The organism is Campylobacter concisus (genome assembly GCF_003049065.1).
Taxonomy (GTDB): domain Bacteria; phylum Campylobacterota; class Campylobacteria; order Campylobacterales; family Campylobacteraceae; genus Campylobacter_A; species Campylobacter_A concisus_BE.
The window spans coordinates 25,204-38,130 of sequence record NZ_PISC01000010.1 but is presented as its reverse complement, the minus strand read 5'-3'; the positions used below and the strand labels follow the sequence as shown (position 1 = coordinate 38,130).

General features: G+C 38.1%; 13 protein-coding genes. 7 read left to right on the top strand and 6 right to left on the bottom strand.

Annotation, left to right across the window (positions count from 1 at the left end; genetic code table 11):
- Window positions 1–33 precede the first annotated feature (33 nt).
- The 4 genes from CVS81_RS08505 to aqpZ all read left to right on the top strand — a co-directional run bounded on the left by CVS81_RS08505 (window position 34) and on the right by aqpZ (window position 3,083).
- Window positions 34–360, top strand: a complete 327-nt coding sequence (locus CVS81_RS08505; protein ID WP_107965694.1) for a hypothetical protein — start codon at window positions 34–36, stop codon at window positions 358–360.
- A 571-nt stretch (window positions 361–931) separates the two neighbouring features.
- Entirely contained in the window at window positions 932–1,534 is a 603-nt protein-coding gene (locus CVS81_RS08500) for a hypothetical protein (protein ID WP_107965693.1), read from the top strand.
- 88 nt (window positions 1,535–1,622) lie between these two features.
- Window positions 1,623–2,075 (top strand): hypothetical protein, encoded by a 453-nt coding sequence (locus CVS81_RS08495; RefSeq protein ID WP_107965692.1) that lies wholly within the window; start codon window positions 1,623–1,625, stop codon window positions 2,073–2,075.
- Window positions 2,076–2,375: 300 nt separating this feature from the next.
- On the top strand, window positions 2,376–3,083 hold the full coding sequence (gene aqpZ, locus CVS81_RS08490) for an aquaporin Z (protein WP_107965691.1): 708 nt from the start codon (window positions 2,376–2,378) through the stop codon (window positions 3,081–3,083).
- Between the two features lie 128 nt (window positions 3,084–3,211).
- Here aqpZ and CVS81_RS08485 read toward each other — a convergent pair whose 3' ends face one another.
- The 6 genes from CVS81_RS08485 to ccoG form a co-directional block, all read right to left on the bottom strand.
- On the bottom strand, window positions 3,212–3,439 hold the full coding sequence (locus tag CVS81_RS08485; protein ID WP_004318043.1) for a hypothetical protein: 228 nt from the start codon (window positions 3,437–3,439) through the stop codon (window positions 3,212–3,214).
- A 21-nt stretch (window positions 3,440–3,460) separates the two neighbouring features.
- Window positions 3,461–4,843 carry an efflux transporter outer membrane subunit gene (locus CVS81_RS08480; RefSeq protein ID WP_107965690.1) on the bottom strand — a complete coding sequence of 461 codons (1,383 nt, stop codon included), beginning with the start codon at window positions 4,841–4,843 and terminating at the stop codon, window positions 3,461–3,463.
- Window positions 4,833–7,958, bottom strand: a complete 3,126-nt coding sequence (locus tag CVS81_RS08475) for an efflux RND transporter permease subunit (protein ID WP_107965689.1) — start codon at window positions 7,956–7,958, stop codon at window positions 4,833–4,835. Before CVS81_RS08475 ends, CVS81_RS08480 begins: the two co-directional genes overlap by 11 nt.
- A gap of 10 nt (window positions 7,959–7,968) precedes the next feature.
- Entirely contained in the window at window positions 7,969–9,129 is a 1,161-nt protein-coding gene (locus CVS81_RS08470; protein WP_107965688.1) for an efflux RND transporter periplasmic adaptor subunit, read from the bottom strand.
- Window positions 9,130–9,236: 107 nt separating this feature from the next.
- Complete coding sequence (locus CVS81_RS08465; RefSeq protein ID WP_107965687.1) at window positions 9,237–9,863, bottom strand: TetR/AcrR family transcriptional regulator; 627 nt, start codon at window positions 9,861–9,863, stop codon at window positions 9,237–9,239.
- 30 nt (window positions 9,864–9,893) lie between these two features.
- Complete coding sequence (gene ccoG, locus CVS81_RS08460) at window positions 9,894–11,219, bottom strand: cytochrome c oxidase accessory protein CcoG (RefSeq protein ID WP_107965686.1); 1,326 nt, start codon at window positions 11,217–11,219, stop codon at window positions 9,894–9,896.
- 143 nt (window positions 11,220–11,362) lie between these two features.
- Between ccoG and rpsU the strand changes: the two genes are divergently transcribed.
- The 3 genes from rpsU to CVS81_RS08445 all read left to right on the top strand — a co-directional run bounded on the left by rpsU (window position 11,363) and on the right by CVS81_RS08445 (window position 12,925).
- Window positions 11,363–11,575 carry a 30S ribosomal protein S21 gene (gene rpsU / locus CVS81_RS08455; protein ID WP_009294994.1) on the top strand — a complete coding sequence of 71 codons (213 nt, stop codon included), beginning with the start codon at window positions 11,363–11,365 and terminating at the stop codon, window positions 11,573–11,575.
- A 103-nt stretch (window positions 11,576–11,678) separates the two neighbouring features.
- A complete protein-coding gene (locus CVS81_RS08450) occupies window positions 11,679–12,311 on the top strand; it encodes a DNA-binding protein (protein WP_107847934.1) in 633 nt (210 codons plus the stop codon).
- A complete protein-coding gene (locus tag CVS81_RS08445; protein WP_107965685.1) occupies window positions 12,308–12,925 on the top strand; it encodes a UPF0323 family lipoprotein in 618 nt (205 codons plus the stop codon). The genes CVS81_RS08450 and CVS81_RS08445 overlap by 4 nt, the downstream gene beginning before the upstream one ends.
- Window positions 12,926–12,927: the final 2 nt, after the last annotated feature.

Sequence of the window (12,927 nt, the reverse complement as noted above, 5' to 3'; positions counted from 1 at the left end):
AAATCATTATATTTAGAATTTGACGGAGAATTTTTGTCGATACATATAATTTATAATGAATTAAAACAAGTTCATTCCTTTAAGGCGGTTTCAGGTGCGCCAATAAAAAGTGGTTCAAATTATTACTTTGACTACAGTAAAAAAAGACAACTTTTGGTAAACGAGGGGCCAGTTCCTGAAGGTTTGTATTATATAACGCCTTTGTCTAGCAATAAAGATGATGCAATTCAATATTGGGAAAAGTTAGATAATGCTCAACATTTTAAAGAAAGTATTGCGATGGGTTCTTGGCCTGGTGGCAAGAAATCTTGGGGTAATGTTAGAATTTCGACGATACTTCCTAAAAGTATAGCTTTATAAAATATAAGCAAAAAAATATAAAATGTAATAGTGATTTAAAGTTAAAATTTTGCACAGAAGAAACAGATTATGACCAAGATTTTTAAATATGCATTTTTCTTTTTATTTTTGCTTCTATCTTGCTCTATGGTATTTGCATCATCCTTACCATTTTCTACTCTTTTGCAACATGAAATCATAGGCAGATATTTTATTTTTGGGGTACTTGGCCTAGTTTTTATTTTTCTAGATAAATTTTATAATAATCTCTTTATCAAATACCTTGTCGTGTCCTATTTCCTTGATACCATAATATCTTGTATTTTAATATCACTAGAATTTTTTGGTTTAAAATTTCCTACAACTCTTAAGCAAGATTATACTTTGCTCCCAATAGAAATATTTTTTATATCTTTGTTCTTTATCGCCATTGCAATAATCGGCATTTACTCCTTTTTTAAAGGATATGAAAGATCTTTTAAAATTTGCTTTACAATATGCCTACTAGCGTATCTTTACCGCTTTATCTTGATGCAAATGGCTTTTTTATGATCGATAAAGCTAGTTTGTAAAAATTATAGAAAGTGCTCAAATGAAAATATTTTATATAGTAGTTTTACTAAGTAGATTTTTATTTGCTTCTGAAATTTTAGAAGCTTTTGGTGATCTAGATGGTGATAGTGTGGATGAAAGAGTAGTGGTTTGGCAAGATAGTGACTTGCATAGAGTTTTGCAAATTTTCAAAAGAGATAGTGAAAATAAATGGATCAAATGGCAAGAATTTGGTAATGTAATAATGAAGTCTGATGAAGGTGGTGCCATGGGAGATCCTTTTGAAGGTTTGGAGATAAAAAATAGAGTGATCACAATAAATCATAGTGGCGGTGGCGGTAGATTTGAGTGGAGCTGTGCCTATAAATACAGACTAGAGTTAAAAGATAAAATTTGGAAATTAATAGGCGTTACCGTAGATATGCTAGATAAAAATGTAAGAGATCAAAACTTGGACTATAACCTTCTAACAAAGAAAGCCATGTACAAGGTAGAGTGCTTAACAAAAGAGGCAAACAAATGCAAAAACATAAAAAATTTTATGTTTGATGTAAAAAATAATAACCAAACAAAAATGAATGAAATAAAACTAGGAGAAAACCAACTTATCGTGCCAAAATATGATGAGAAAATATACTATTAAGATAATATAAAAAGAAATATTTAGGCAATTAGAAAGGATAAAATCAGGCAAGTAGTTGTAAATTTATAAGAGTATTTTGGAGGAATTTATGAAAAAAATACTTTTTGCAGTAAGTGTAGTATCTATGTTTTGCTGGGCAAATGAGATTGTAGTTGATTGTGATGAGGGCTATGAAGAAAAAATTTGTAATGGCGATTATAGCTGCGTTGCGTCAAAGTGTATATATAAAAATACAGATTTGCTTGGGGCTTACAAGCACTATTTAAAACAATACTTTCAAGACGACACAAAAGAGATATATAAGAGCGCTTCCAAAGAGATGAAAATGCCAAATTTAAATAAAACCACAAGGCTTGAATATAAATTTAAAAGTAGACCAGAAGATAGTGAAAACACATGCTATTTCAACCTAACAAGAGCTGGTAAAAACTATCTCAAACTAGAATACAATGACTGCTCTAACGAATCTCTCTTCAATGTTGATTTTAAAAAAGTTAATAATGGAATAGAAGTAATTTTGGATGGCGATAGCGGTGCATAAAAGTGGTGAGCTTACTAGGATTTAGAGAAAGAATATAATCTTGATGGTAGCCGATATAAGGTTGGTATAATTTTATATCCTATTTTTTAATATTAACTTATGTGAATTGTCTATATTATGCCAGTTAGGGTTAAAAAATTACGATGATATAGTAAGCAATAAATATTGGCCGAATAAAGTATTAAAATTTTAAATCCAAAACCACAATCAAATTTACATAAAACTTTACCTTTACAATATTTTGTAATGTCACACATTTTTGCTAAAATCGCCCCTTTTAATTTACCTAAAAGGGAGAAAATGAAGAGATATTTAGCCGAGTTTTTTGGCACATTTTGGTTAGTTTTTGGAGGTTGCGGTAGCGCGATATTTGCAGCAGCTTTTCCAGAGCTTGGTATTGGATTTGTAGGTGTTGCGTTTGCTTTTGGTCTTACAGTTCTCACGATGGCTTACGCAGTTGGTCACATCAGTGGCGGACACTTCAACCCTGCTGTCTCAGTTGGCTTGCTAGTTGGCGGAAGATTTGATAAAAAAGATCTAGTGCCTTACGTCATTGCACAAGTTATCGGAGCGATCGCAGCTGCTGCTGTGCTATATCTTATCGCTTCAGGCAAGACTGGATTTGACGCTACTGCAAGCGGTTTTGCTAGCAACGGATACGGCGAGCACTCACCAAATGGCTACAGTCTAGTCTCAGCGCTTGTTGCAGAGATAGTTCTAACTGCGTTTTTCCTTATCATCATCCTAGGTGCGACCGATGAGCGTGCTCCAAAGGGCTTTGCACCGATCGCTATTGGCCTTGGTTTGACACTTATCCACCTTATCTCGATACCTATCACAAACACATCGGTTAATCCAGCTCGCTCAACTGGCGTTGCGATATTTCAAGGCACTTGGGCACTAGAGCAGCTTTGGCTTTTCTGGGTTGCACCTATCGTTGGAGCGATCATTGGAGCTATCATTTATAGGATTTTAGGCTGCACATGCGGCTGCAAAAGCGCAAAATAATCAAATTTTATACTTCAAGGGGCGATCTTCGCCCTTTCTACTCTTTCAAATTTAAATAAGTAAAAAAGAAATTTATAATGTATTTTGAGGGTCATCTAAGAAATTTAATTCTTAGATGAAAAGAGGTTTTAGGCCTTTTTTGTCATAGCCCTAATAGGTATAACAAATATCGCTGCGATAAGGTAAAAAACGATACCAAAGACAGCTGCCATCATAAATATCTCGCCGATATCATAAAAGCTTGACTCAAGCCTAATGGTATCCACGTAATTTATCGCAAACCATAATGCTACGCCAAGAGCGATAGCAAAAACAAAAAATCCCCAAGAAAATAAGAAATTTAAAATCTTAGTCATCAACTTTTCTCCTTTTTGAATTTATTTATCTACTTTAAATCCGCCGCCAAGTGCTTTATAAACTTCAACCGCGCTATCTACCTCATCAAGCTTAGCTGAGATATCTTGAAGCTTTGCTTGAAGCAAATTCCTCTGTGCATCAAGAAGCTCTAAGTGACCAATATAGCCAGCGTTATACTGATCTTTAGCAAGCGAATAAATTTTTTGCTGCGATTGTAGCAAATTTTTTACCTGATCCAAAGAGAGCTTTGCGTTTTGCCTTGATATAAGGGCATCTCTAACCTCACCAAGGGCTGATCTAACAGTCGCTTCGTAAGTGATAGCTGCGATTTGCTCGTTTGTCTCAGCAACACGGACATTATTTTTTGTCCTGCCGTAGTCAAATATTTTTTGTGCTAAAGAGCCACCTATATTCCAAGTATTGGCATTTCCTACAAATATATTTTCAAAATCAATACTTGTAAAGCCCAAAAGTCCAGTAAGTGAGATTGTAGGAAAATAATCAGCCTTTGCTACGCCAACAAGAGCATTTGTAGCTTTTAGATCTGCTAGAGCTTTTGCCACGTCGCTTCTTCTAAGCAAAACATCTGAGCTGATGCCAGCGTTTATCTCAGGTGAGCTTGGTAAATTTTGCGCACTAGCAACAGCTCCTTTTAAAATTTCATCATTACTCTTGCCAGTTAGGATGGCAAGTGAAGTAAGCGCTTGCGACTTTGAGTTTAGCACTGAAGTTAGGCTAGTTTTTGCCCTTTCAACTTCAGCCTTACTTTGCAGATAGGTCATCTCGTTTATACTACCAAGATCAAGCTGCGTTTTGCGAAGTGCTAGTGTATCTTCGTAGGTTTTTAGAGTCTCTTTTAGCACCGCTTCTTGCATGTTTAGCGATACTAGAGCAAAGTAGCTTTTTGCCACACTTGAGCTAAGGCTTAGTCTGGCACTATCGTAGTCAAATTTGCTCGCATTTAAATTTTCATTAGCTGCAAGCACGCTATTTCGCACTCTACCCCAGAGATCTATCTCGTAGTTTAGTCCTAAATTTATGCTCGAGCTTCTATAACGTGTTTGAGGCTGCCCAGTGTAAGTTTCGCCACTGGTCTTTGCCTTGGTATAACTTACATTTAAATTTACCCCTGGCAGCAAGTCAGCCTCAGCAACGCCAAGACTTGCCTTTGCTTTTTGTAAATTTAAATATGCAATGCGTAAATTTGTATTTTTCTCAAGTGCGCTTTCAACTAGAGAATTTAAATTTTCATCGTGAAATTCCTTCCACCAAAGATCTCTTATATCGCTTGTCTCGAAAGTATATGTTGAGGTGAAATTTGTATCCACATTTGGCATATCTGGGCGAAACGAGCAACCAGCCAAAAACGCCGCTGTTATAAGTATAAACGCCTTATTTCTCATCTTTTTTTGCTCCCTTTTTCCAGTATTTTTCATTTAAATTTTCAAGCAAATAGTAAAACATAGGCACGAAAAATATCGCTATCGTAGTAGAAGCGATCATGCCGCCAACCACGCCAGTTCCTAGTGAGTGGCGAGATGCAGCGCCTGCACCTGTGCTTATAACCATTGGGAAAACGCCTAAGGTAAATGCGATAGATGTCATAACGATAGGTCTAAAGCGAAGTTTGGCCGCATTTACAGCTGAGTCAAATATACTTTTTCCGCTCTCGCGCTCTTGCATAGCAAATTCTACGATCAAGATGGCGTTTTTGGCCGCCAGACCGATGAGTAGCAAAAGACCGATTTCAAAGTAGATGTCGTTTGTTAGCCCTCTTATCCAAACAGCCAGCAATGAGCCAAATACTGCAAATGGCACAGCTGTGATAACCGCAAGTGGGATGAGCCATCTTTCGTACTGAGCAGCAAGGATCAAAAAGACAAAGACCATACCAAAGATAAAGGCAACCGTGCCTGTTCCTTGAGAATTTACCTCTTGATACGCAGTTCCTGCCCAGCTTATGGCGTAGTCGTCGCTACTTAGCGTGTCATTTACGACCTCTTGGATCGCTCTTATCGCATCACCCGATGTGTAGCCAGGTTTTGGATCGCCCATGATCTTAGCCGCTGGAAAGAGGTTAAATCTATCAACGATATCAGGTCCGATCGATCTTGTAAGCGTCGCTACTGAATTTAATGGCACCATGCCACCATCATTTGAGCGAACAAAAATTTTCCTTAGATCCTCAGGGTTGTTTCTAAAGTTATCACTTGCCCTTGCATATACGCGGTAAGATTTGCCTGCAAGGTTGAAGTCGTTTATGTAGTAAGAGCCAAAAGTAGCCGCTATCGTGCTGAAAATTTCACTCTCGCTTACGCCAAATAGCCTTGCTTTCTCTTTATCAACAGTTATCTTAAACTGGCGGTAGTTCGTCTCAAGCGTCGTTCTTACACCAGTTAGCTCAGGTCTTGCATTTGCTGCTGCAGTTACCTTTCTAGCGTCCGCTTCTATCTCGTTGTAGCTTTTGCCACTTTTGTTTTGTAGATACATTTCAAAGCCACCAGTCATTGATAGACCCATGATAGGTGGCACGTTTACGACGAAGGTCATCGAGTTTTTAGAGCCCCAAAGCATGCCATTAAACTGACCTACCAAAGCATCTGCGCCGTCTGTTGCACCTTTTCTTTCATTCCAGTCTTTTAGCTTGACAAAGCTAATGGCTGAGTTTTCTCTAAGTGAGCTAGCGAGCATATCATAACCTGCAAAGCCCATAGTAAATTCGACATTTGGGTTGCTCAAAATGGCATTACTAATAGATTTTACCTCTTCTTTAGTCTTTAGCATATTTGTTGAAGGTGGAAGCGAGGTGATAACCATCAAAGCGCCCTTATCCTCTGAAGGCACAAGCCCTTTTGGCACCTTTTGAAAAAGGCCATACGTCGCAAATCCCATTATGCCAATGACTATAAAGCTAATGATGACGTGTTTTAAAATTTTTGCCACGCCTGCTGTAAAGAGCCTAGTGCTAAAGTCAAAGAAGTCATTAAATTTCTGAACTATCCAAAATGGCTTGTTCTCTTGTTTTTTAAGCATAACCGCACAAAGTGCTGGCGTAAGAGTAAGAGCGACAAAGCCTGAGATACAAACGGCGACAACAAGTGTTAGCGCAAACTGCTTTTGTATAACGCCAACAAAGCCCTCCATAAATGAAACTGGCACGAAAACCGCGCAAAGCACGAGCACGATAGAGATGACTGGGGTTTGTACCTCCTCCATCGCCTTAAATGTCGCGTCTTTTACGCTTATCTCTTTATCTTCGTGCAAAATTCTCTCGACGTTTTCTATAACGATGATCGCGTCATCTACGACGATACCGATGGCTAGGATCAGGGCAAAAAGTGTTATCAAATTTATACTAAAGCCCATCACATAAAGCCCGCCAAATGTGCCTATGATAGAGACTGGCACAGCAAGCATAGGTATGATTGTAGCTCTAAAGCTCTTTAAGAAGAAGTACATTACGACAAGAACTAGCACCATTGCCTCGATAAAAGTTTTTATGACTTCGTCTATTGAGACGGTGATAAATTCAGTTGGATTATAAGCTATCGTGTGCTCTAAGCCAACTGGGTAGGTTTTCTTTAGCTCTTCAAGCTTTGCTTTGACCGCTTCAGCAGTTGCAAGTGCGTTTGCGTCGTTTTGCAAAAATAGCAAAAGTGGCACTGCTGGCTTGCCATTTAGCATAGCTTCAGATGCGTAGCTAGCAGCTCCAAGCTCGACTGTAGCGACCTCTTTTAGCTTGACGACTGTGCCGTCATCACTTTTTATCAAAATTTCACTAAACTGCTTTGGATCTTTAAAACGTCCTTCAGAAACTACTGAATAAACATAAGGATTTTCACCTTTTGATGGCTGCTCGCCGATCTTGCCAGCAGCGTATTGTGAGTTTTGAATTTTTACTTGTGAGATGACATCGCTTGGAGTTAGTTTAAACTGAGCGAGTTTGTCTGGCTTTAGCCAAATTCTCATCGAGTACTCTTTGTTGCCAATTAGCACCGTATCGCCGATGCCATTTACCCTTTTGATCTCGTCTGCGATATTTAAATTTACATAGTTATATAGCTCAACTTGGTTCATATTTGGACTTGTAAAGCCAACTACTTGAAGGATCGAGCCACTTCTTTCGCGAACTGTTACGCCCATGCTTTGCACCTCTTGAGGCAATCTTGAAAGGGCAGCTTGCACGCGGTTATTTACATCGATCGTTGCTTGTTTTGCTGACGAGCCGATCTTAAAATATACGCTTATATTCATAGTACCTGCAGAGCTTGAGGTGCTTTGCATATAAAGCATATTTTCAACGCCATTTATCTGATCTTCAATGGCACTTGCGACTGAGTCAGCGATCGTCTGTGCATCAGCACCGCTATATGTCGCACTTACAGAGACAGTAGGCGGAGTAAGACTTGGATACTCCTCTATCGGAAGCCCCTTGATACCCATAAAACCTGCTATAACTATGATGATAGATATAACAGTTGCAAATATCGGGCGGTTTATGAAAAATCTTGAAAACATCTATCTGCCTTTACTTGCTACTTGTAGCGTTTGCATCTTTGCCGTTTATAAATTCTGCACTTAGGTCTTTGTCAGTTTCAACTGGTGCGCCAACTCCGATTTTAAGGAAGTTACTAACTATTATCTTATCGCCCTCTTCAAGACCCTCAGTCACTACGACCATATCTTTTGTTTGATATCCTGTTTTTACATTTTTTTGGCCTACTTTGCCATCTTTTACGACTAAAACATAAGTGTTTGTAGCACTTTGTTGAAGGGCAACTTGTGGGATGTTAAAGGCATTTTTTTGAACAAATCCACTCATCTTTATATGACCAAACGCACCTGGTAAAATTTTACCCTCGCTGTTATCAAAGCTAGCCTTTGCCAAAACGCTGCCAGTTGCGGTATTTACGACGTTATCTATAAAAGTCACTTTGCCAGTGAAATCTTCATTGTTTAAATTTAAGACAGCCTCGCTATTTAGTTGCTGCCAAGCGCCACTATCTAAATTTGTTTTTCTGCTTAGATTATCCACGTCTGCGATGTAAAAGTCAGCTTCGATTGGATTTATCTTAGTTAGTCTTACAAGCTGAGTTTGGCTCGCTACTACAAGTGAGCCAACATCTACTTTGTTATCGCCCACTACGCCGTCAAATGGAGCCACTATGCTTGTGTAGCCTAGATCTATTTTTGCATTTTTTAAATTTGCTTTTGCGCTTACTAAATTTGCATTTGCGATATCGTAAGCTGCAACGGCTGCGTCGTAGTCTTTTTGAGAGACTGCATTTTTCTTATAAAGGGCAGAAATTCTTTTAAACTCTGTCTCGGCATTTTTTAAATTTGCATTTGCAACGCCAACAGCTGCATCAAGTGAGTCGTAGCTAGCTTGATATTTCTCTGGATCTATGAGAAATAGCTTCTCCCCAGCCTTTACCTTATCGCCAGGCTTAAAAAACTGCTTTATGATCGTGCCGCCAACCTTTGGATAGATGATGACATCTTGGTTGCTAGTAACTGTGGCTGTGTAGTCAAAGCTAATAGGCACATCCGTCTTTTTAGCCACAAATATATCAACATGAGATGTCGGCATCTGGCGGCCTGCAGCAGCCTTTTTGTCGCCACTTTCAAAGCAGCCAGAAAGCAAAAAAACGGCAGCTGAAAGCACAAGAAAACTTTTAAATTTCAACATAAAAACCTCTCTTAATTTTAAATTTTAATCCCAAATTTAGTTTTGTAATTTTCATTACAAATTATAAAAGTCACTGACTATAACTAAATATAAATTAAAAGTCAATTCTACTTTTTAATGATGCCATTTAAAAATAGCTCCACGCACAAAGCAACGTGCTCTTCGCGTTCTTTTTTGCTTAGTTTTGGCTCCTCGTCTAATATGAGAGCGTTGTAGTAATGTGACCCCTTTACATTTTCTATAAAGCATTTTGCAGCAAATTTGGCTGGAAATTTTGGATTTAGCTGTGATTTTATCTCATCTCTTTCAAAGAAATTTATAAGCACAAGGTCGATCTTATTTAAAATTTGATCTAAAAATACCCTGCCAAGCCTACCGCCATTTTTAGAGCCCTCGCTCATCATTATCCTGCCAAGTGAGATATTTTTCTTGGTGCAGACGATAGAAAAAATAATGGTTGCAAATTTGGTTAAAAACTCCTCCAAGCTATGAGAAATTTTAAGATCTATCTTCTCATCAATCTCTTTTATAAGAGCGTCTATCTCTTGCTCGATGATCGCTTGAAAAAGCCCCTCTTTGCTCTCAAAAAATGTGTAAATGCTAGCAAGCGAGCCGCCACTTATCGCCACGATATCGCTAAGGCTTGTCTTTTCGTAGCCATTTTTTAAAAATAGCTCAAGCGCTGTTTTTACGATGAGCTCGTATCTTTTTTTGCCTTTTTCTGATATCGCCATTTAAATTCCTGCTAAATTTTCGCCATTTTATCATCTTTTAGGATAGATAAAGGTGCTGGCTCTTTGCACACTAATAGTTGGCTCGTCAGTGGCGTAAGCTTTTATATTTATATGTTTTAAAAGATCTTTTTCGCTTGTGTTTTCATTTTTTGATTTTAGCGTGACGATGACCTTTTGTTTTGCGCCAGCTTTTAGCGTAAAAGGCTTATTTGGACGAGAAATTTCTATGCTTTTATCATCTATCTCAAAGTAAAATTTATGATCCTTGCTTTGGGTATTTTGCACTAAAAAAACGTAAGAATTTTCAACCTCGTTTTGGTCTAAAACCTTGTAAAGCTCGCTAGTTCTATTTATATTTAAAAGCATGCTCTCTTTTTTACTACTCATCAGCGCCGCAGCTACCAAAACTACGCACAAAATAATAAGATAAGCAACTGTTCTAAACCTAAAAATTTTCACCTTTTTATTTTCATTTTGAGAATTTATACTTCTCCACTCTATAAGCGAGCTTTCGTTAAAATGCCCCATCACTTTAGCGCACGCGTCGCTACACTCAAGGCAGTTTATACACTCAAGTTGCATGCCCTTTCTTATATCTATATGCGTCGGACATATCCTCACGCACGCCTCACAACCAGTGCAAAGCGCGCCTTCTTCTTTTGGCTTTTTAAATTTCTCTTTGCCATCATATATGACGCCGCCTCGTTTTTGATTGTAAATAACTTGTATCGTGTCGCTATCAAACATAACTGACTGCACCCTCGCATACGGGCAGACATAGACGCAGAAATTTTCTTTTAAAATGACCACGTCATAGACTAGCCAAGCAGCGATGCTAAGCCAAAATGCTAGTAAAATTTTATGTTCGCTTGGCTCGCTTATATAGGCTAAAAACTCAAATGGCGGCACAAAATACCACATGAAATTTGCGGCTATAATAAGGGCTAAAACGCACCAAATTCCAACTGCTAATGCACGCTTAAAAATTTGACCTTGTGGCTCGTTTTGTTTGTTTTGGATATTTTTTCTGATCTTTAAAATTTTAGTCTGCAAAAGGTCACGAAAGAGCGTTCTAAAAATGGTCTGCGGACAGCTCCAGCCGCACCAGATGCGCCCTGCAAGCGTCGTTAAGAAAAATATGCTTAAAAACAAAGTGATAAACAAAAATGGCAGCAAATATAGCTCTTGCATATCAAATTTTGTAAAAAATAGATCAACTCTGCTCTTATCAAAACTCAGCAAAAATAGTTGCGCGTCATTTATCCTTATAAATGGCAAAATAAATACAAATAACGTGATACAGGCAAAAAAAATGTAACGCCTCTTGGCGTAGGTAAGATGAACATCCTTTGACATGGTAAGCCTTTTTTGAAATTTTAAGATTATAAATTTTGGGTTATTAAAAAAGTATTAAATATTTTAAATTTGTCTAAAAGCTTAAATTTATGAAAGTTAAACTATACTCACGGCTTATTTTAATCTGAAAGGTGGTGAGGACGTTGCCTGGTATTAAGGTACATCCTAACGAGTCATTTGACGAGGGTTACAGAAAGTTTAAAAAACAAACTGATCGTAATTTAGTCGTTACTGAAGCAAGAGCTAGACGCTTCTTTGAGCCTAAAACAGAGATCCGCAAGAAACAAAAAATTGCAGCTCGCAAGAAAATGCTTAAACGTCTTTATATGCTTAGACGCTACGAGTCAAGACTCTAAAACCAAGACAAAGAGGGCTTTGCTCTCTTTGTTTAACTCTTCTTTTAGCCTTATTTTTTTATAATCAAAGCAATTTTTTTATTTTATTTTAAACGGAAATCCGATGCAAAAGCTAGCTGTAAATGAAGCTGCAGAAATTTTAGGCATAACAAAAGAAGCAGTCTATAATAGAATTCGCCGAGGCTCGTTAAAAACGGTCATTGAAAATGGCACTAAATTTGTCATCCTTGACGAGGAGCCAAGTAGTGAAAAACCCGCAAAAACCGCCTCAAAAAGCACAAAAACTAAATCCCAAAACGACGAGTTTGTAAGCTATTTGCTAAATGAGCTAAATGAGCTAAAGAGCTTAAATTTAAATTTGCAAGCCGATAAAGATAGGCTTTTTAAAGAAAAAGAGCAGATGCTCATCGAGCGCAAAAATGAAATTTTGCAAATTTACAAGGACAGAGACGAGAAGCTCATGCAGTTTCTAAATGCTATGCAAAGGCCGCTTTTAGCACCTAAAAACGAAAGTGCCGCAAGCGAAGTGGCGATAGATGCGCAGATAGAGGACGAGTCAAAATGGATAAATTTAAGCGAATATCTAAAGGAGTTAAATTTAAAGCCAAAAGCGACAAAAAAGATCAGTGAAAAGATAATAAAAGCGATACATCACTCCAAATTTATCAAATTTAAACGCGGTGTGATACTTGTTAGAAGACATAAAAATTTAAAAGAGTTGATAGGAGAGATATGAAACACATTAAAAAGATAGCAACTTATGCTGCGGTTGGAGGATTTGGTGCCATTATCATGGCTGGACTTGCTGGTTGTGGAAGCGACGATGGCGGCAATGAAAACGCACTAAACGAAGTTGCTCAAAAAAATGGAGCCTTTGTCATCATTGAGGAGAGCGCACCTGGTGTTTATAAAATTTTAGAAGAGTACCCAAGCACTGAAACTAGAATCGTGCTAAAAGATATGAACGGCACTGAGCGTGTGCTAAGCAAAGACGAGATCGATAAGCTTCTAGCGCAAGCAAACGCAAAGATCGACAATAACACTTCAAATTTGACAAGAACTAGCGACGCACAGCTAAGTAGTGGTGGGCTAAGCCTTGGCGAGACGATCCTTGCCTCAGCAGCTGGCGCGATACTTGGTAGCTGGATAGGCAGTAAGCTCTTTGGCAACCAAAATTTCCAAGCAAATCGCCAAAGCACATATAAAAATCCAAGTGCCTACACAAGAAGTGTGGATAGCTTCAACAAGCAAAAAGCGGCAAATTCTGCTGCAAGAAGCAGCGGTGGTAAGAGTGGATTTTTCGGTGGTGGCTCAAAGTCAAGCTCTAGCTCATCAAGCTTTGGAGGATAAAA